Source organism: Cryobacterium zhongshanensis (genome assembly GCF_022760445.1).
GTDB classification, from domain to species: Bacteria; Actinomycetota; Actinomycetes; order Actinomycetales; family Microbacteriaceae; genus Cryobacterium; species Cryobacterium algoricola.
This window is the reverse complement of sequence record NZ_JALGAR010000001.1, coordinates 611752-631376: the sequence shown is the minus strand read 5'-3', so window position 1 is coordinate 631376 and position 19625 is coordinate 611752. Positions and strand designations below refer to the sequence as shown.

Genomic DNA, 19625 nt, shown 5'->3' with positions numbered 1-19625 from the left:
GAGGCCGCCTCCGCCCCGAGTGGGGTGGGGCGGGGCGTCAGGCCGGGTCGTGGGCGGATGCCGCCCGGTCCAGCTCGGGTCCGAGCGCGTCGAGCTCTGCGCCGCCGGCCATCAACCCCGTCAGCGCTTCGAGGCTGATCTCGTCGCGCCCGAACTCGCCGAGGCTCGTGCCACGACGCAGCACCAGGAACCGGTCTCCGACCGCCCAGGCGTGGTGCGGGTTGTGCGTGATGAACACGATGCCGATTCCGCGGTCGCGGGCCCGCGCGATGTAGCGGAGCACGAGCGCGGCCTGGCTGACGCCGAGCGCCGAGGTCGGTTCGTCGAGGATCACGAGCCCGGCACCGAAGTGCACCGCGCGCGCGATCGCGACGGCCTGGCGCTCGCCGCCGGAGAGGGTTCCGATCGGCTGGTCCACGTCGCGGAGGGTGATGCCCATCAGCGCGAGGTCGTCCCGGGTGGCCCTGCGCATCGCGGCGACGTCGAGGCGGCGGAACGGGCCGCGGCCGACGGTGATCTCGGCGCCGAGGAAGAAGTTCCGCCAGACCGGGAGTAGCGGGACGAGGGCGAGGTCCTGGTACACCGTCGCGATGCCGAGGGCGAGCGCGTCGCGGGGGCTCGCGAACTGCCGTTCGACCCCGTGGGCGAGCAGGGTGCCTTCGGTGGGCGCGTGCGCGCCCGCGAGGATCTTGATGAGCGTCGACTTGCCTGCTCCGTTGTCGCCGAGCACGCAGAGCACCTCGCCGGCCGCGACCGAGGCCGTCACGCCGCGGAGCGCGGAGACCGAACCGTAGCTCTTGCCGACCCCGCGCACCTCGAGAAGGGGCGCGCCGGCATCCGCTGCCCCGGTCATGAACGCTCACCGGCCTGGCGGCGCACCCAGAGGTTGACGAGCACCGCGAGCAGGAGCATGCCGCCGAGGAAGGCCTTGAGCCAGTTGCTGTCCCACTGCGCGAAGACGATGCCCTGGAGGGCCATGCCGTAGATGAGGGCGCCGAGTGCCGCGCCGACGGCCGAGCCGAAGCCACCGGTGAGCAGGCAGCCGCCGACGACGGCGCAGATGATGTAGACGAACTCCTGGCCGATGCCCGTCGTCGCCTGCACGGTCGACACGTCGAAGAGCTGGAGCATGCCGACGAGCCAGGCGGCGCCCGCGGTCGTGAGGAAGAGCCCGAACTTCACCCGGCGCACGGGCACGCCGACCTGGCGGGCGCTTGCGGCCTGGCCGCCGACCGCGAAGACCCAGTTGCCGAAGCGGGTGCGCAGCAGCACCCAGGTCGCGAGCCCGGTCAGCAGGATCCACCAGACGATCGAGATCTTGACGTCCATGCCGAACAGCGGGAACGAGGAGCCGAAGAGCACCCGGGCCTGGTCGAAGCCGGTGACGGCTCCGAGGCCCTGGATCGCCACGGTTCCGGTGAGCAGCTTGGTGACGGCGAGGTTGAGGCCCTGCAGGATGAAGAAGGTCGCGAGAGTCACGATGAAACTCGGCAGTCCGGTCGAGGTGACGAGCCAGGCGTTGAACGCCCCGACCAGGAGGGCCGCGGCGAGCGCGAGCACGAGGGCGAGCCAGATGTTCAGGCCCCACTGCGTCGTCGCGATGCCGACGATCAGGCCGGTCGTTCCGGTCATCGCGCCGGCGGACAGATCGAACTCTCCGCCGATCATCAGGAGCGCGACGGCGACGGCCATGATCCCGAACAGCGACGACGAATAGAGCCAGGTCGCGACGCCGGCCGGGGTCAGGAACGCGGACGTCGAGATCGAGAAGTACAGGAAGATCCCGAAGGCGGCCACGAAGGCCCCGACCTCGGGGCGGCGCAGCAGCGCGACCCCGCGGCCAGGCCGGGCGGGTCGTTCGGTCACCGTCGCTGCCTGCGTCATCGGGTCCCGCGTGCGGCGTAGCCGGCGACCTGCGCCGCGTTCTCCTTCGTCACGAACCCGGGTCCGGAGAACACCGGCTGGCCGCCGCCGACGACGTCGCCGTTGCGCTTCTGCAGGGTGAGGAAGACCACGGGCAGGTAGCCCTGGGAGTACGGCTGCTGGTCGACCGCGAACAGGATCGAGCCGGCCTCGATGAGCGCCGTCACGTCCTTGGACACGTCGAAGGTCGCGAGCTGCGCGCGGCTGCCTGCGTCGGTGATGGCCTGGCTCGCGGCGACGGCGACGCCCGGGTTCAGGCTCAGCACGCCGTCGATGGACGGGTCGGCGAGGAGCGTGCTCTTGATCGTGTTCTGGGCGTCCGCGAGGTTGGCGATGTCGACCTGCACGTTGGTCACGGCACTGCCGAGTCCGTCGGCGGCTCCCCGGCAGCGGTCCTCGAGGCCCGTATTACCGGCCTCATGGATCACGCAGATCACCTTCGTCGCTCCCGCCGCGGCAAGCCGCTTCCCCGCTGCCTGACCCGCGGCATACTCGCTCTGGCCGACGTGCGTCTGCGCGCCGAAGGCGAGCGACTCCTCGAGTCCCGAGTTGATCGTGATCACCGGGATGCCGGCCGCGACGGCCTTCTCGATGGACGCCTTGACGCCGTCGGGGTTCGCCATCGAGACGATCAGCCCGTCCGGGTGCGTCGCGACGGCCGAGTCGATCAGCTGGCTCTGCCGCACCGGGTCGCCATCGCCCTGGTAGGTGACGGTCGCGCCGAGGTCTTTCCCTGCCTGCTCCGCGCCGCTCTTGACGACGTCCCAGAACGCGTCGCCGGGGTTTCCGTGGGTGACCATCGCGATGGTCGTCTTCCCGGCGGATGCCGCATCCGACCCGGTCGCGGTGCTCCCGTTGGCGGAGCATCCGGTGAGGGTGAGCGGAACCAGGATCAGGGCCGCGAGCCCGGCGAGCAGGCTGGATTTGTGCAACATCGGTGGGTCGTCCTTCGAGGCCGGTCGTCAGCCTGTTGCCGGTGGCCGGCAGACAGGCGGGACGTCGCTGAGGAAGACCCTCCTGAATCTTAGGCTGCGGTGCTGCGCGCCGAGTCCGGAGGGACCTCGCTACAGGCCGGCGATCGACTGCAACCGCCCGGAGTGGACGGCCTCGGCGAAGGCCTCGAAGTCGCGATCGTTCTGCTCCGCATATCGCACCGAGAACTCGGTGATCGCGGTGTCGAAGGCGTCGCTCTTCCCGAGGTAGGCGGCGATGGCGACGGGGTCACCCGAGCGGGCGTGCGCGCGAGCGAGCGTCCAGCCGCACAGTCCGGCGTAGAGGCCCATGCCGTACGGCACCATGTTCTCCACGACGACGGACCCCTTCATATCGCGCAGCTGGCGCCAGTACAGGTACCGGTTCTCCTGCACCCCTTTCGTCCAGCCGAGGTAGATGTCGCTCGCGGCCTGCATCATCCGTTGTCCCTGTACGACGCGCTCGCCGGGTTGCTCGTAGCGGCTCCTGGAAAGGTGGTCCTCGAGCACAGACGCCCTGGCCTCCTTGACCTGGAGGAAGAGGGGATCCTGCTGGTCACGCCCCTGGAGCAGCGCGATGTATGCGCGCGTGCCGACGCTACCGACACCCACGACTTTGCGGGCCACGTCGACGAGTTCGAACCGTTCGAGCAGTTGGCGGCGGTCGTCCTGGAGATAGGCGCGGTAGGAGCGAAACGCCGTCCGAACCGATTCCTCGATCGCGTCCGGGGTCAGTCCCGTCGTCGTGGTCAGCTCCCGGACGGGGATGATGATCGGCGGCTGGCTGATGATGCGGTACTCCCCGTCGATGAACTCCGCGAGTTTCGACAGCGCCTGCAGGCTGTCACGGGTGCGGGCCTTGTCCGCGATCGCCCTGGTCCTCTTTTCGGCGTTCAGGGCGGCCTTGCGTTCGGTCCGGTCTCCGCTCTTCCTGCCGGCGGCGGCCTGGAGGGTCGCCATGACCGTCTCCTCGGTCATGCGGGCGTACCAGACGTCCATCGTGCGCATCTTCGCGAATTCGGCCATCGCCTCGCGGTACGCCCGCACCGAGGCGAGCGTCACGTCGTGGATCTGGGACCTCGTGAACCCGTTGTTGCGCGCCGCGATCGTGAAACTCGCGCACATCCGCTGGACGTCGTACTCGAAGGGCCCTGGCAGGGTCTCGTCGAAGTCGTTCAGGTCGAAGAGCAGGGCCCGCTCCGGCGAGGCGAACAGGCCGAAATTGGACAGGTGCGCGTCACCGCAGAGCTGGACGATCAGCCCGGACCTCGGGGTGTCCTTGAGGTCGGCGGCCATGATCCTGGCCGCACCGCGGTAGAACGTGAACGGCGATACCAGCATCCGGCCGTGCCGCACGGGCACCAGGTCCTGCTCCCTGGTCAGGTTCTGTTCCTCGAGTAACGCGACCGGGTCCGGCCGGTCCGCGGCCGGGACCCAGCCCGTGTGACTGGCGAGAGGGGTGTGCTCCCGGGCCTGCTTACCCGTTGCCTTGCGCTCCGCCACAGTCGCGTGCTCGACGACAGTGTCGAGCACGGCCCTGTCCTCGTACATGCTGGACGACCTCTCTGCCGTTGCTCTACCGTCTTCCGCCGGTTCCGGCTTAGCCGAGCGCGCGGGCCTTGAGCCGCTCGTACTCGGCCTGGGTGATGACGCCGGAATCCAGCAGTTTCTTCGCGTCCGCGATCTCACCGGACGGCGAGGTACCCGCGACGGTCTTGATGTACTGGTCGGCCTCGCCCCGGTACTGCTGCCTGCGCTGCACCTGGCGCTCGGACATCCCGGAACCCCGCGCGATCAGGTAGACGAGAGCCGTGAGGAAGGGTAGAAAGACCAGGAAGATCATCCAGACGGCCTTGACCCAGCCGCTGACCTTGTGGTCGCTGAACAGGTCTCCGATGATGGTCACGAGCACCATGAGATAGGCCAGAAAGACAAAGGACCAGAAGAAGAACCCCACAAAGTTCCAGAAATTATCCATGAGCCGTCTTTCCTCGGATACCGGGACACCCGTGTGATGCCCTCGTCGCTGACAAACTAGTGTCGTTCAGCGGTTTCGGGAATGGGCACGGTCACGGCGTCTGCCGCGCCGCCCTGGCCTTCCCCTCGCGCCTCGCGACGGTCTGATTCGGAATGTTCCGGGAGAACAGCAGGGATCCGAGGGCGACGAGGATCAGCACGAAGAAGGATACCCGCAGGGAGGACACCTGCGATTCGCTGTAGATCGTGGTCAGCTCGGCGCTGTCGGAGCTCGACAGTCCGGCGTCGGTCGCGATGCCGGCCACGCTCGAGACGGGCACGATGGCGATACCGGCCTCCGTCTGCGTGCTGACCGCGGACTTCACGGAGTCGGGGAGGCTGCTGCTCTGCACCGAGCTATGGAACGAGGTCGAGAGCGACGCGATCAGGACCGACCCGATCAAGGCAGTACCGAGCGACGAGCCGAGATTCTGGAAGACGCCCTGCAGCCCGCCGACCTCGCTCGTTCTCTCCTCGCCGACGCTCGACATGTTCACGTTGCCGAGTTGCGAGGCGAGAAGGCCGAGCGCAGCTCCCGCAGTGAACATCCCGATGCCGAACACGACGCTCCTCAGGTCCAGGGAGACGGAACCGAGCAGGCAGACGGCGCTCCCCACCAGGACCAGCTGACCGACCCGCACGGTCCGGCGCGGTGACCACAGCGTCGACAACCGGGTGCCCACCACGGAGAAGAGGATGAGCGCGATCGACAGCGGGAAGATCTTCAGCCCGGTTTCCAGGGCGTTGAGGCCGAGGGTCATCTGCAGGTAGATCGGAATCATGAAGAACACCCCGGCCGTGAACGCGTACTGCGCGCCGAGCACGGAGAGCCCGGACCGGAGCTGCGTGATCGAGAACATTCCGACGTCGAGGAGCGTGGCACGACCGGTCTCGCGCAGGCGCCGTTGGCGACCGGTGAACAGCCAGAGCAGGAAGACGCCCAGCAGGATCAGGTAAGGAACGAGGGACAGTCCCAGGGGCTCGATCCGGGTGCCGTTGATCTCGGGAGCCTGTTTCGGGAGGATCCAGCCCCAGGTCTTGCTCTGCAGCATCCCGTAGACGACGAGGACGAGGCCCGCCGCAGAGAGCAGAACGCTCGGGACGTCGATCCGGGTGCTGCTCGGCTTGCTGGTGTCGGAAATGAGGCGCGCGGTGAGAACGACGCCGATCATGATCACGACCTCGGCCACGAAGACGTAGCGCCAATTCAGGTAGGTCGTGACGTAGCCTCCGATCAGGGGGCCGGCCGCGACGGCCGCCCCGGACACCGCGCCGATGATCGCGTACGCGGTCACCCGGTCCCTGTCCCGGTAGTTCTCCGCGACGAGAGCGGCGATCGCCGGGATCACCAGCACGGCGCCGAGACCTTCGATGACAGACCAACCGAGGAAGAGCACCGCGAAGTTCGGACTCAGCGCCGTCAACAGTGAACCGCACGAGTAGACGATCGCGCCGATCACGAACGCACGCCGCCGGCCCCAGATATCGCCGAGCTTGGCGCCGAGCAGCATGACCGCCGCCATCGTGAGGGTGTAGAACGTGATCGCGCTCTGCATCGCGGCGACCGTGGTGTCCAGGTCGGTGACAACGGTCGAGATCGACACGTTCATCACGGTGCTGTCGAGCACCATGACGAACTGCGCACTGCCGAGGACCGCGATTGCCGTCCATTTGCTCATCGAGTCACCCGCAATCCGGCGCGAACGCCGCTGACCCCCTCATCCGACCGCTTTCCGGCACCCCCGCTTGAGGCGAGTATGGCATCGCGGGCAGGTGCCCGGAAGAGCGGGTCAGCGTGCGGGTCGGTGCCAGGACCGGACCCTCACTTCGGGTCGCTCAGCAGCAGGTGCGCGTTGTCATCGAGCCCCTCGGTCATGCACCCGCCGAGTCCCGTTCCCATCGACGTCCAGGCCGCGGTGGCGTTCTTGCCGTAGAGGCTCGTGTTGCTTCCGAACAGGTCGACCATGGTGCGCGCCGAACCGATGACCATCAGGGCACTCCCTGCCACGGTCGTGCCGTCGCTGTTCAGGTACTTACCGGCCTGGGCTGCCGCGAAGCTGCCCACCTTGAGACCCGTGTCCGTCGCCGTGGCGCCCTTCGCACCGAGCGTTCCGGTCGGGATGTCCGTCAGCGATCCGGTTCCCTTCGCACTCGTGTTGATGCAGCTGCTGAACAGGCCGACCGTCTTGATCACCGCGGTCACGGCGTTGTCGAGCTTGGTCATCACGTTCAGCATGCCGTCCCCTCCGCCCGCGAGAGCGACGAGGCTTCCGATTCCCTTGAGCGCGAGGGTGACCATCTTGGCCAGCATCATCTTGACCAGGATGACGCCCGTCGCCACGATGATGAGGCCGGAGACCAGCCGCTGAGTGAAGTTGCTGAGGCCGTTCTTGAACTTCTCCCATTTGCTCGGGTAGTCGATGCTCACGGCGCCGTAGCGGTCGGTCTCAGCGACGATCCAGGCCGTGACGCCGTTCTGCTCGTCGACGCCGCCGTCCCAGCCATCGAGGCCCTCGTCGTCGTGCACCTCGCCGTTCAACTGCACGATCGAACCCTTGAGGTACCGGTTGCCGCCGCCGCCCGGGCAGTTCGGCGGGGTGCTCCCGTCCCGGGACGTCCGATCGCCGACGTCGACGCTCACGCAGTTCACCTTGAGATCGAGGATCGCCGGTGCGGACACCCCGTTCCCGTCGACCTCGAACACGGGCATCACGGCGGGTGTATTCAGAATCGTGTAGTGGTATTGGGCGTCGACCGTGAGCCCGGTCGTGACCGTACCCCCCGGTCGCGTGTTCATCGGGGCGCATCCGCCGTTGTCCTGGATCAGTTGCGCCGCCTCCCCCTCCCCCAGGACGCGCACGGTGCCATCGTCCTCGTGCATCCTCACGGTGAGGTTGAGCCTGGCGCAGTACTCGAGAGCAGCCGTGTCGGATCCGGAGAGTGTCACACGGTCGTCGAAATATCGTCGCCCGTCAGGGGATGCGTTCACCCAGGTTGCGTAGGAGAACACCGGCCGGAGCGTGGGAATCTGTGAGACCGCGGCGGTCACCACGACCGTCTGGAAGCTTGCCGCCTGGTTCGCCTCGCGGCAGACCTTCACGGCTCCCCACTCGTTGTTGGTCAGCCGGACCTGGTACGGGGCTCCGAACGGGTTCTGGATCGTCGGCGCCGCGCACGTCGGGTCCATGTCGGACGTGTTGATGACGACGCTGCGTTCGCCGGCGGGCAGTTTGGACAGGTCGACGCCCGGCCCGTTCGCGGCGTCGTAGTCTCCACCGGAGGAGTAGATCACCGGGTCACTTGCCGGAGTCGGACCACCGACCGGCCGCGACGCGATCGTTATATCGCCGTAGCTCGTCGACCAGGTGATCCGTCGTGGGACACGATCCCGTGGTCCGTTCACGACAACCGTGGCCGACGACACGACGGAATACGTCGTCGACAGGACCTTGTACAAGCCGAAGTGGTCCTCTGGCGCCGCAGTGACGGGGGCTGCGCACTCGGTGACAGGGGCTCCGGGGTCTACCCCGTAGACGTGCACTGTCAGGCCGCTTCTGAACCCATAGGCCCGGTAATCCGCCGTCGTCTCGGTGACCCGTAACGTCACGCTCACGCAGTCCTTGTGCGAGAACACGGGGTGCGCGTACCCGTAACCGTCCGTGCCCGCGAGCACGGTGGTGCGGGTCACCGCGGTGGGCGCGGGCTCTGTCGTGAGGGCCACGGCCACGAGGTCCTGCGGTTTCGGCTTGTCGTCGCCGTGGTCGAGCTTCGTGAAGGAGTATCCGGGGTCTGCAACGGTCTCGATGACGACGGCCGTTCCGGGTACGTATCCCGGTGTGCCGTCGGAGGTGCGGCACGCTCCCGTCGCGGGTTTGAGGGCACCGCTCGATGCGGGGCGGCTCGTCGAGACGATGGTCGCGGTTCCGCCCGCGGACTGGTCAAGCACGAAGGCGTGGCAGGACCGTACGGCGAAGGTCGCCGAAACGGTGCGATCGGCGTCCATCGTGACGCTGCCCCAGTCGGTTTCGGGGTTGGCCGGCTGGCGGGTCAGACCGTCGAACGCCGCAACGACATAACGCCCGTAGAGCGCGTGGTCGATGGTTTCGGTTCGCAGGTTTACGACCGTGCCGACGGCGTACCGCGGCTTTCCCGCGCTGAGAGCGGCACGGTCGGCGGTGGTCGGCGCGTCGGGGTCAGAGCAGTTCGGCTTCGTGGCCACCAGGATCTCGCCCTTGACGTCGTCCTTCGTCACGGTTCCGGCCGCGATCTGGCTATTGGGCGCCAGGGTGAGGGTGAAGCATTTCGGGGCGTAGAGCGTCCGGTAGCTGTACGTGCCCGACCCGGACACGACGATCGAGGTAGTCAGGCCGTCGGCCGTGCCGCTCACGACATCGACGCCATTGAGCTGCCAGCCCGCGAGGACGTAGTTTGCGGCGAGGGGGCGGGCCGTGAGCCGGACGGTGCTGCCGGAGAGGACACCGGGCCGGCCCTGGCTCGTGCAGGCGGTCGCGCCTGTGACGTCGATCACAGCCGCCCACGCGTCGACGACGTAGCAGCGCTTGGGAGCGGCGGCGCGGCCGGTGACGGACTGGTCAGGGGCATCGTCGTAGGAGTGGAAGTCCACCCGATACGCGGACTCTGCGGTCCAGCCGGCGCCTGCCGGAGGGACGGTGAACGTGCACCTGTCCCCCAGCGCGATTCCGTCGCACATCTCGGCCCCGGAGACGAGCACGGTCACCCGTCCCGCCGCGGGGCGAGCCGAGGTCGTCACGGTCCACGTGGCGGTGACGGGCTCGCCCACGATCCACTGGTCCGGGGCGACGCTGAAGTCAACGGCGAGCGTCGCGGTGCGCGCTTGGGCCTGCACGTCGATCGTGGCGGAGGCCGGCGAATTCTCGTGGTCGCCCGCATAGGATGCCCGGAGCGTGTTCGTCCCGCTCCGCACGGCTGGCCCGGGGAAGACGCAACTGTCGCCGACCGGAGCTTCACAGGAGACCCAGGCAGGCGCGAGCGTGTATGTCACGGTTCCGGTCGGGGCGGCACCACCCGGTTCGACGGCCGTCACGGCGGCCGTCACCGAGAGCGGATGCCCGCCGACGGCCGTCGAGGTACCCGATGGGAGCAGCGTGGTCGTGTGCCGCCCCACGGAGACGCCGGCCCCGGTGAAGTCGATCGCACCGACGTCTGCACCGTTGCCGGGGCCCGTGACATGGATGTTGAAGTAGCCCGTGCCCGGCGCCGGGAAGTCCACGGAACCGGCGAAGGTCACGTCCGTTCCCAGCCAGCCATGGTCGATCACGACACTGGTTCGGGTCAGGACGACGGTCTTCTTCTCGCCGTTGAACTCGGCCAGAACCGTCACGCTGCGGGTGGAGTCGAGCGGTGTTCCCGAGACGGTGGCGAGTAGGTCGAAGGCGACGACTCCGCCGCTGGCGACCGAGGTTGCGCTGAGGGAGGTGTAGTTGTTCCGTTCGGGCACCGGAAGGGCGACCAGCGGGCCCGTTTCGATGGCGCCGAATGGGCCGTAGGGAACCGAAGCGGTGATCCCGGTCAGGCCGGACCTGTCGAGATTCAGGTATGCCCAGCCGGAGGGGTCCGTCGCCCCCGTCAGCACGACCCTGCCGATCTGGGCGCCCTCATTGTCCCGAATGATCGCGACGGTGCCGCTCGGCACGGTGACGACGCGACCTGCCGAGAGCGCCTGGACCGTGACGCTGATGCCGCGGTTGGTCGCGGAGTACACCGTCGACGCGTCGATGGTCAGCGTCACGACCGGTGCGAACGGAGCAGGCGCGATGATCGTCTGCGGCGCAGAGGACACCGGGGTGACGCCGCTCTCCGGGGTGAAGGTCGCCTCTGCCGTCAGAGTGGTGGCTCCGACTCCGGTGAGCGGGGCAAGCATGCCGCCCGCTCCTGTCGACGCGTCGACGCTGATGGTGCCCACCACGGTGCGGAGGCCGCCTGCGGCGGTCGCATAGACCGTGACTCCCTGGACGAAGCCGCTCGGGACATCCGTCACCCGCACCGTGAACGAGGTCGGCTCAGAATAGTACCCGGGCGTCCCGGCGGTGAGCGTGACGACGGGCGGCGTGACGGTGACAGCGGGGAGCGCATCGGTGCGCGGCATGTAGTCGGGGTCCCCGGAGTACACGACGCGGTAGTTCGACGTTCCGACGGGTGCGCGCACCGGCAGGGTGACTTCTCCCGCGCTGAGAGTGAACGTGGACTGGAGAGTTCCCGACCCGAGGTCGAGGGCGACGGGCATCCCGGCGGCGTCGAGGATCGTCACGGTTCCGGTGGGTGCGGCCAGACTGCCCGACGTCGGGTACCGCACGGTCAGGCGGGTGTCCACGAGAGTCAGCGCCCCCGTCCAGCGGGCGTCCGGCACGCCGGTGAGGGCACCGTCCGGGGTTACGGTGACGGGCGTCGACGTCGAGGGCAGGTAGGCCCCGGTCGCTCCGGTGCCGCCGTACTCCGCGGTGACCGCGTAGGGCTGGCGGGTGTCTGGGGTGAACGTGACGCTCGCCACGCCCTCCGTGTTCACCGCGACCGGAGCGCCGAGGTAGAGGCCGGGCGAGGTGAACCTGACCGTGCCGCTCGCTGGCGTCGACGAGGACGACGGCGAGGCGACGCGGGCCGTGAGCGTCACCGGTTCGTGCACGTGGCCCTGGGTCGGCGATCCGGCGGCGTCCAGGACGGCGAGGGACGTCTCGGTCGCCGCAGGGTCGACCTGCTTGGCGAAGTAGTCGCCGATCGATCCGGCATCGGCGAGCGCCGTCGCGGGCGATTGGAGCGTGTAGTACGACGTTCCGCCAGGAAGGAGCCGGGTGAAATCGGCGACGACGGTGGCTTCGCCATTCACGATGGTGAACGGCACCGTCGCCACGATCTGGTTCTGCCCGCCCGAGGAAACGATCGCGTTCAGGACTCGCGGTTCGTCGACGGCGGACCGGACCGTGACGGTCACGGTGTGGGTGTCACCCCAGGTCATCTCGTAGTTGTCCGGAACTATGACGTGGCCGCTGAAGGACGTCCTCGCCTTCAGGATCGTGACGTCGATGAAGTACTCGGATGCCGCGAAACCGGCTTCGGGAATGTACTCGACCCGCAGGGTCGCTGGTCCGGGCACGAGCTTGTCGGAAACGAGCGACACGTAGCCGCCGACCGGCGACTGGTCGATTTCGCCGAGCAGGGTGGACCCCTGGTACACGTTCACCCGGCCGGGCACGACGGTCCCCGCCGGGGCTGCAGGCGCAGACACCTGCACGCCGAGATCGAGGGACTCGCCGATCACGGTGGTGTTGTAGACCTGCGCGACGGTGTCCGTCGCTTCCGTGGCAACGGTCGCTGCCCGGAGTTGCGGCGCGGTTCCCGTCGGTGCCGGGCTCGGTGCCGGGCTCGGTGCCGGGCTCGGTGTCGGTGCCGGGCTCGGTGACGGTGTCGGTGTGGGCGGTGCAGACGGCAGCGTCACGGCCGCCGGCGTCTGGCCGACGACGTAGACGGTCACCGGGGACTGGCCCGTTGCGACGAGGGCGCTGACCGGGGCGTAGACGAAGCTGAGATCATGGCTCCCGGCGCTGAACACCGGCTGCGGGGGGAGAACGGCGGTGAACCGCGACGGGTCCACCGGGTCTGTCACGAGTTCGACGGGGGCGCCGAGCGTCGTGGTGCCATCCAGGAATTGCACGAGACCGGCACCGTCTTCTGCGCTGACCCGCACCTCCGCGGTGATGACGGTGGACGCATCCACCCCGGTCACGGTCAGGGCGAGCGCAGGCGTCAGCAGGGCAGACCCCGTCACACTCTGGGCGAACGCGGGCAGGGGTGCGATCACGGTGATCAGCGCGACGATGACGACCATCGCGACCCGACCGGTGGCGGGCCGGGTCCCCCGCGACATCAGGGCGCCGATCGACCGGATGCTCGCGCGCGGCGGAAGCCGGGGGGCTCGCGTTGTCGCGTCAGGGGTGAAGATCGCGGCCGCGGCCCCCACGCACACCTGGACCAGGACTACGGCGACGACGAGGACGGCGAGCGACGACAGCAGGGGTCCGGTGATGTCCGCGTCGTCGGCGGGGTCGAGGGCGATCGCCGCGGATATCCCGCCCAGGCTCGCTGCGGAGGCGAGCACACCGGCCACCAGGGCGAACGCGCCCAGATCCCGATACCCGGTGCGGACACGAGCCCACGCCAGGGTGACCAGCTCGCGCAGCGAACCGGGAGTTGCCAGGCTCGCGGGCAACACGGCGACGAGGAGGGCGAGCGCGGCAAGGGCGGGCATCAGCGGGATCGCCCAGAGGAGGGCCCTGCGCGCGCCAGGGGTGACGCGCGACCAGAGGGCGCGCGGGCCGGTGCTCCCGGCGGCGAGGTTGCGCCGGTCCGGGCGCACGGACCGTGCACCGGCCACGATGAGGAGGGCGAGGCTGATGAATGGCCAGAGCGCGGTGGCGGCCACGAACGCGACCACCAGCAGGGCGAGAGCGAGTACCAGTCGGGGGAACGCGCGGAGCGTGCGGTTCCACGAGACCCGGAGCAAGCGGGCGTTCTTCGCGTGCGCACCGGCGTGCACGAATCCGGACAGCACTACCCCGAAGAGCAGGGCGAGCCCGGCAGTGCCGTACAGGAGGACTGTGCTGCCTGCCCCGAGCACGATGGCGCCGGGCCCGGTCGCCGCGAGTGCGGGGGCGGCGAGGCTGAGGGCGAAGAGCGCCACGATCGCGACGACCGGCATCGCCGCGATCACCAGGACGGCGGTCAGGAGCGAGCGGGCCAGGACCGCCGGTGCACTGCTGGCTCGAAGGCGATCACGGGCGCCGGGGAAGAGCAGAGTGGACATGCCGAGTGCGCCTAACGTCGGGCACGACCGTCATCTACGAGAGTGCGGGTTCCGTGCTGGCGGATACAGGGTCACCCCCGGTGAGGAGCAATACGATAAATAGTAGGGGTCGGGGCGGTTTTCCGGGTACCCCACTTCGGGCCATGGCGTCCCGCCGTGCCCCAGCGTCTGCCGTGCGCCTGCCCGTGCGTCTGCCCGTGCGGCCGCCGGTCAGGGGCGAATGCCGGTCAGAACGGCGGCCAGCAGGCGGATGCGCTCCCACAGGGAGTCGACCAGGATGTGCTCGCTGCGGGCGTGCGCTCCGCCGCCGCGAGGCCCGAAGCCGTCGACCACGGCGAGGTCGGATGCGCCGAGAAGGTTGGTGTCCGCTGCGCCGGCCGCCGGGCGGGCACCGAGCGGAAGCCTGGCGGGACCGCCCTCGCCGAGCCCGGCGTCGCAGCCGGAGATGACGGCGGCCAGAGCCTGGTCGGCGGCGCGTGGCTGCCAGGCCGGGCGGTAGGACAGACGCGTGACGGCCACCTGCGCGCGGGGGCGAAGGGGGGTCAGCGCCTCGATCTCACCGAGGACTTCGTTCTCGATGTCCCGATCGGAGAAGCGGAATCCGAGAACGGCGGCGGCGTTGTCCGCTACGACGTTGGCCAGGCCCGGGGCCGTGATGGATCCGAGGTTGTAGAGCACCCGGGCACCCGGGCGTGCACCGGCGCGGATGGTGGCCCTGGCCGCAATGTCACGCACCCGCACCAACTGGTCGATGATCTCCTCGGTTGCGGAGACGCCCTTCTCCGGGTCGAGGGCGGCATGGGCGGGGACGCCGGACACGGCGAGAGCGAGGCGGGTGCTGCCCAGACGCCCGACCTTGAGGTCGCCGTCGGGGTGGGGCGACTCGAAACCGATGGCCGCGGAACAGCCTTCGGCCGTGGCGAGGAGCAGCGCGCCCGAGGTCGGGGAGCCGATTTCCTCGTCTGCCGTGACGATGATGCGCACCGGCACGTGATCGACCGTGCCGGCATCCGCTTGGGCACGGAGCAGTTCGAGGGCTTCTTCCATCACCACAAGTCCGGATTTCATGTCGTAGACCCCCGGGCCGGTGATCCGGGTGCCGTCGCTGGTCCACGGCACGTCGCCGGCGAGGGTGCCGACCGGCCAGACCGTGTCGGAATGCCCGATCAGGAGGACGGGGGCGGCACCGGCAGCATTGCCGCGTCCGGGGAAATCCGCAACCAGGTGGGCGCCTCCCGGTGTCCGGTGCAGCACCACCGTGCCGCCGAGTCCGACATAGCGGGCGGCGAGGGCATCCGCGAACGCCGTGATGGCCGCGCCCGCACCGGTCGGCGTTTCGCGCAGTACGTAGTCCTCGAGGGTCGCCAGTGCACGGGCCCGTGCGGAGGCGTCGGGAAGGGACGGTCCGGTGATGGTGATGGCGGCATCTCCTCTGGCGGTGCTCTCGGCGCTATTCGGGGAACTGATAGAAGATATGTTACCTATCCTTGGGAGTGTTCTTGAATTTCAGGGAAATTTACGAAACGAAGACGACACATAAGTTGTTTATGATTGTCACGATTGGTTCTGGAACATGGAACTCCGCACAGACGAAGGCAGGGAAAAGAAACAACATGGGTGACCTGAAACTCACGGTGGAATCCACCCGGTCACGCGCCGTGTTCGGCCAGGCCAGCGAGCTCTATACCCGGGTGTTCGGCTATACCGCCGCAGACCACAGCCTCAACCCGAAGCTGCTCTCCGCGATCGTGGGCAACGGCGGTGCGGCCGTTGCCGCGCGGAACGTCGGCGGTGAGCTCGTCGGTTTCGCCTACGGCTTCGCCGGCGTCGAGTCCGGGGTGCCGTACCTGTACTCGCAGGCCGCCTTCATCGACCCCGCCTGGCAGGGCAAGGGAATCGGTCGCCTGCTCAAGCAGGAGCAGGCCATGATCGCCCGGGACGAGGGACTCACGTCAATGCGCTGGGCGTTCGATCCGACCCTCGCCCGGAATGCCCACTTCAACCTCGACGTGCTCGGCGCCCACGGGGTGCGGTTCGTGCCGAACTACTACGACGAGCCGTTCTCCGATCGTCTGATCGTCGACTGGCCGCTCGCGTCCGCCGCCGTGTCGATCTCCCCGGGTCTCCCGAGTCTCCCGAGTCTCCCGAGCATCCCGAGCTTCCCCGTCGTCGACCCCACCGCACTCGGAACGACGCTGCCCCGGCACTGGGGTCGACCGGTCGGCGAGGGCGACGTCATCCACGTGCCGATCCCGTCCGACAATCCCGCGAAGACACTCGCCCCCGCGATCGTGCAGGCGTTGCGGGCCGCCGTGGCCGAAACCTTCACCGAGCTCTTCGAGGGCGGCTACGTCGCCGAATCCTGCGTCCGGGTCGACGGCACGAGCGCCGCATACGTGTTTGTCGCGGCCGGGACCCGGGATGCCGCGCCGCGCATCCGCCAGGCAGCCCGATGACCGAGGCGAACGAGACCCTGGCGAGCCCGGAGGACCGGTACGCCGCACGACTGCAGAAACGGTCGTCGGCGTCGGTCTTGCGCGCGCGCATCGTGGACAGCGAAAAGAAGAACCTGGCCGAAACCTTCGCCCACCTCGGGGAAGACGATGCCCTCGTGCGCGCGCCGGCCCGGATCGTGGCGGCCCGCAGGCGGTATGTGCTCGGCGCGGGCAAGTCCTTCGCCTATGCGACCCTGTTCGCCTGGGACCTCTCGGCAGGGCTCTCGCAGGTGCTCCTCATCGACGAGGCCGCCGTCCGCTCGATCGACGTACTCAGCGACGTCCGCCCGACCGATGTGCTCGTGGTGTTCTCGTTCCGAAGGTACCAGCGACAGAGCGTACTCGTCGCCGAACGGTTCGCCGCGGCCGGTGGCACCGTGATCGCAATCACGGACTCCCCGGATGCTCCCGTCGCGGCCTTCGCCACCGAAACCGTGACCGTGCCGACCCGCAGCGCCTCATCCGCCGACTCCCCCACGGCGGTCGCGGCCGTCATCCACCTGGTGAGTACCTTGAGTATTGCCAGTGCCAAGGGAGCCCGGCGCAGGTTTGCCGAGCGGGAGCAGCTGAACCAGATCCTGAACAGTTACGTGGAGTGAACGATGGACGACCGCAGCACCGAACGCAGCACCGAATTCAGCACCGAAGGAGCACGATGAAGGTAGTGGGCGTTTCCCTGTTTGTCACCCGGTTGCCGCTGGTGCACGGTTTTGAGACCAGCTCGCACCGGAAGAGCCACCTCGACCACATCGTGGTGCGCCTCACGGATGACTCCGGCGCGGTCGGCTGGGGCGAGATCGCCTCAGCGAGCGATCCCTTCTATTCCTCGGAGACCGTGGACACGGCCCTGCTCGTCGCGAAGAAGTACATAGTCCCCGCGATCATCGGGCACGAGTGGGAGACGCCGGCCGAGTTGGCGACGACGTGGGCACGCATCCGCGGCCACGAGTTCGCCAAGGCCGGCTTCGACATGGCCGCGTGGAGCCTTTACTCCGGTGCGCGCGACGAACCGTTGTCTGTCGCCCTGGGCGGCACCAGAACCGAGGTCGCCGCGGGGGTCTCCCTCGGCATCGAATCCTCCATCGACGCCCTGCTCACCGAGGTGGCCCGCCATGTCGACGCCGGCTACCGGCGGGTGAAACTCAAGATCAAGCCGGGCTGGGACATCGGCCCCGTGCGTGCGGTGCGCGCGGCATTCCCGAAGCAGGACGTGCACGTCGACGCCAACGGGATCTACCCGGACACGGCCGAAACCACCGCCCTGATGCGCGGGCTCGACGAATTCGGCCTCAGCATGATCGAGCAGCCGTACGCCCCCCGCAACTTCGTCGCCCACGCCGCGCTCCAGGCCACCCTGGAGACTCCGATCTGCCTCGATGAGGGCGTCGTGGACCTCGACGACATCGGCACGATGATCGCCCTCGGCGCCGGCCGGATCCTGAACATCAAGGTGTCGCGGATGGGCGGCCTCACGGTCGCGGTCGCCGCACACGATCTCGCCAGGGACGCAGGCATCCCGGTGTGGTGCGGTGGGATGCACGAGTTCGGCATCGGACGCGCGGCCAACGTGGCCCTGTCTTCGCTGCCCAACTTCAGCTACCCCTCCGACGTGTCGGCGTCGGAGAAGTACTACGAGAAGGACATCATCGACCCCCCGGTCACCGCGGCCGACGGCATGGTGACCGTTCCCACCGGGCCGGGTCTCGGCTACGCGGTCCTGCCCGACTGGATTTCCGAAAACACGATCAGCCACGAGCACTATGGAGAAGAGCGATGAGCACAGCAGAGACGAACCCGGCAGGAACGACCACGGACGGCGCGGACCCCCGGGTGCTGTTCATGCTGGACGATCCGACCCAGACCGGAACGGATGCTTCCACGCTCGCGTCCTCGGTGCGCCGGGCCGACCCTGCCGATCCGCAGATCTCGGTGCTCGACCTCGCGGTGACCCGCGGTGACGGAATCTTCGAAACGCTCGACGCCATCGACGGCTTCGGCCAGGCCCTCGAGCCGCACCTGGCCCGCCTGGAGAATTCGGCCAGGCTGCTCGACCTCCCGGCTCCCTGCCTCGATCTCTATCGCGAGGGCATCCGCCAGGGCATCGCGGCATCCACTCACCCGCGCCTGTCGGTGAAACTCGTGCTCACCCGCGGCATCGAGGGCGCCGGTCGCTGCACGGGCTGGGTGTTCGTCGACCCGGAACCCGACTTCACCGAGGCGCGCACGCACGGCCTGAAGGTGGTCACCCTCGATCGTGGCTACCGCCACGATGTCGCCCAGACCTCGCCGTGGCTCCTCCAGGGCGCGAAGACCCTCTCCTATGCCGTGAACAAGTCCGTCTACCGTGAGGCAGAGCGCCGCGGAGCCGACGACGTGATCTTCATCAGCAGCGACGGGTTCGTACTGGAAGGGCCGACGTCGACGGCCGTGCTGCAGTTCGGCAGGCACCTCGTCACGCCGTCGACCGACCAGGGGATCCTGGCCGGTACCGCGCAGGCAGCCTTCTTCGAGTACGCGGAGGCGAACGGGCTGACCACCGAGTACCGCACCGTCACTCCCGACGAGCTGCGTGCCGCCGACTCGGTCTGGCTAGCCTCGAGCGTGCGGCAGATCGTTCCGGTCGTCGAGATCGACGGTGTCGCCCGCGGCTTCGATGCCGAGCTGCACGCCGCGGCGCTCGACTACCTGGTCACGCGCCGCAGCTGAATCCCGGCCCCACGCCCCGCGCATCACGGGGCCGTGGGGGCGGTGAGGGCCGCGACGATGTCCTCCGCCCGCGCCCAGTATGCCGCGTAGTGTCCTGGATCGGCGTTGACCTGCACAGCGTGGGCGAGCAGTGTCGGCTCCATCTCCTTCCACCCGTCGATCTTCGTCAGCTTGGTGAAGAAGTTCTGCGCAGAGACGTAGGGGTCCATCCGGTCGGCCAGTGTCCCCCACGCGCCGTTATCGCGCTGCTGGAACAGCCCACGGCTGTCTGCGCCTGCCGCGTCGCCGTAGTCGAGGACCCGCAGGCCCGACTCGCCCAGGGCGGTCATCACGCCGACGGTCTGGGTATGGGTCCCGATCCCGAGATCCCGCCCGGCATTCATGATGTGTGCGGCATTGACCAGGCGGTCCTGGCAGTAGCCGGCGACCGGACCTGCAGGCACCGTGATCGTCCCCACGACGACCGGGTCGACCGTCGGACAGACGACGGCGGTTCCGGGGACGGCGCCGATCCCCAGGCCCACGAGGTTCCAGCCGGCGAAACCGAGAACGGCACAGAGTGCCACGGCGAGACCCATGATCGTGATCCCGCGCGTTCGTCTGCCGTCCGGCCGCTCTGTGAGCTGGGGCACGACGGCTCCCTTCGCGAGCTTCATCCGACGGTCCGTCGACGGGGTA

At 68.7% G+C, this 19625-nt stretch carries 13 protein-coding genes; 4 read left to right on the top strand and 9 right to left on the bottom strand.

Going from position 1 to position 19625, the window contains the following annotated elements:
• Window positions 1–37: 37 nt before the first annotated feature.
• The 8 genes from MQH31_RS02990 to MQH31_RS02955 all read right to left on the bottom strand — a co-directional run bounded on the left by MQH31_RS02990 (window position 38) and on the right by MQH31_RS02955 (window position 15003).
• Window positions 38–853: an ATP-binding cassette domain-containing protein gene (locus tag MQH31_RS02990; RefSeq protein ID WP_243010857.1), complete on the bottom strand. Its 816-nt coding sequence runs from the start codon at window positions 851–853 to the stop codon at window positions 38–40.
• On the bottom strand, window positions 850–1884 hold the full coding sequence (locus MQH31_RS02985; protein WP_134535416.1) for an ABC transporter permease: 1035 nt from the start codon (window positions 1882–1884) through the stop codon (window positions 850–852). The genes MQH31_RS02990 and MQH31_RS02985 overlap by 4 nt, the downstream gene beginning before the upstream one ends.
• Window positions 1881–2858, bottom strand: a complete 978-nt coding sequence (locus MQH31_RS02980; protein WP_134535415.1) for a sugar ABC transporter substrate-binding protein — start codon at window positions 2856–2858, stop codon at window positions 1881–1883. The genes MQH31_RS02985 and MQH31_RS02980 overlap by 4 nt, the downstream gene beginning before the upstream one ends.
• A 129-nt stretch (window positions 2859–2987) precedes the next feature.
• On the bottom strand, window positions 2988–4445 hold the full coding sequence (locus MQH31_RS02975; protein ID WP_243010856.1) for a DUF2252 domain-containing protein: 1458 nt from the start codon (window positions 4443–4445) through the stop codon (window positions 2988–2990).
• Window positions 4446–4494: 49 nt separating this feature from the next.
• Window positions 4495–4872 carry an SHOCT domain-containing protein gene (locus MQH31_RS02970; protein ID WP_243010855.1) on the bottom strand — a complete coding sequence of 126 codons (378 nt, stop codon included), beginning with the start codon at window positions 4870–4872 and terminating at the stop codon, window positions 4495–4497.
• Between the two features lie 91 nt (window positions 4873–4963).
• Complete coding sequence (locus MQH31_RS02965; RefSeq protein WP_243010854.1) at window positions 4964–6589, bottom strand: MFS transporter; 1626 nt, start codon at window positions 6587–6589, stop codon at window positions 4964–4966.
• A gap of 143 nt (window positions 6590–6732) precedes the next feature.
• On the bottom strand, window positions 6733–13746 hold the full coding sequence (locus MQH31_RS02960; protein ID WP_243010853.1) for an Ig-like domain-containing protein: 7014 nt from the start codon (window positions 13744–13746) through the stop codon (window positions 6733–6735).
• A 210-nt stretch (window positions 13747–13956) separates the two neighbouring features.
• On the bottom strand, window positions 13957–15003 hold the full coding sequence (locus MQH31_RS02955; RefSeq protein ID WP_243010852.1) for a M20/M25/M40 family metallo-hydrolase: 1047 nt from the start codon (window positions 15001–15003) through the stop codon (window positions 13957–13959).
• A 356-nt stretch (window positions 15004–15359) separates the two neighbouring features.
• Here MQH31_RS02955 and MQH31_RS02950 point away from each other — a divergent pair, with 356 nt between their 5' ends.
• From MQH31_RS02950 to MQH31_RS02935, 4 genes are read left to right on the top strand one after another with little or no spacing between them, the layout of a single operon-like run.
• Window positions 15360–16202 (top strand): GNAT family N-acetyltransferase, encoded by an 843-nt coding sequence (locus MQH31_RS02950; protein ID WP_243010851.1) that lies wholly within the window; start codon window positions 15360–15362, stop codon window positions 16200–16202.
• Entirely contained in the window at window positions 16199–16840 is a 642-nt protein-coding gene (locus MQH31_RS02945; RefSeq protein ID WP_134535408.1) for a MurR/RpiR family transcriptional regulator, read from the top strand. The genes MQH31_RS02950 and MQH31_RS02945 overlap by 4 nt, the downstream gene beginning before the upstream one ends.
• A 56-nt stretch (window positions 16841–16896) precedes the next feature.
• Complete coding sequence (gene menC / locus MQH31_RS02940; RefSeq protein ID WP_243010850.1) at window positions 16897–18018, top strand: o-succinylbenzoate synthase; 1122 nt, start codon at window positions 16897–16899, stop codon at window positions 18016–18018.
• Window positions 18015–18947 (top strand): aminodeoxychorismate lyase, encoded by a 933-nt coding sequence (locus MQH31_RS02935; protein ID WP_243010849.1) that lies wholly within the window; start codon window positions 18015–18017, stop codon window positions 18945–18947. Before menC ends, MQH31_RS02935 begins: the two co-directional genes overlap by 4 nt.
• A 23-nt stretch (window positions 18948–18970) precedes the next feature.
• Here MQH31_RS02935 and MQH31_RS02930 read toward each other — a convergent pair whose 3' ends face one another.
• Entirely contained in the window at window positions 18971–19603 is a 633-nt protein-coding gene (locus MQH31_RS02930; RefSeq protein WP_243010848.1) for a hypothetical protein, read from the bottom strand.
• Window positions 19604–19625: the final 22 nt, after the last annotated feature.

Coding starts and splice junctions, on each gene's coding strand:
- menC (WP_243010850.1), top strand. CDS start 16,897: ATGAAGGTAGTGGGCGTTTCCCTGTTTGTCACCCGGTTGCCGCTGGTG.
- MQH31_RS02975 (WP_243010856.1), bottom strand. CDS start 4,445: ATGTACGAGGACAGGGCCGTGCTCGACACTGTCGTCGAGCACGCGACT.
- MQH31_RS02945 (WP_134535408.1), top strand. CDS start 16,199: ATGACCGAGGCGAACGAGACCCTGGCGAGCCCGGAGGACCGGTACGCC.
- MQH31_RS02980 (WP_134535415.1), bottom strand. CDS start 2,858: ATGTTGCACAAATCCAGCCTGCTCGCCGGGCTCGCGGCCCTGATCCTG.
- MQH31_RS02965 (WP_243010854.1), bottom strand. CDS start 6,589: ATGAGCAAATGGACGGCAATCGCGGTCCTCGGCAGTGCGCAGTTCGTC.
- MQH31_RS02990 (WP_243010857.1), bottom strand. CDS start 853: ATGACCGGGGCAGCGGATGCCGGCGCGCCCCTTCTCGAGGTGCGCGGG.
- MQH31_RS02950 (WP_243010851.1), top strand. CDS start 15,360: ATGGGTGACCTGAAACTCACGGTGGAATCCACCCGGTCACGCGCCGTG.
- MQH31_RS02960 (WP_243010853.1), bottom strand. CDS start 13,746: ATGTCCACTCTGCTCTTCCCCGGCGCCCGTGATCGCCTTCGAGCCAGC.
- MQH31_RS02935 (WP_243010849.1), top strand. CDS start 18,015: ATGAGCACAGCAGAGACGAACCCGGCAGGAACGACCACGGACGGCGCG.
- MQH31_RS02970 (WP_243010855.1), bottom strand. CDS start 4,872: ATGGATAATTTCTGGAACTTTGTGGGGTTCTTCTTCTGGTCCTTTGTC.
- MQH31_RS02930 (WP_243010848.1), bottom strand. CDS start 19,603: ATGAAGCTCGCGAAGGGAGCCGTCGTGCCCCAGCTCACAGAGCGGCCG.
- MQH31_RS02985 (WP_134535416.1), bottom strand. CDS start 1,884: ATGACGCAGGCAGCGACGGTGACCGAACGACCCGCCCGGCCTGGCCGC.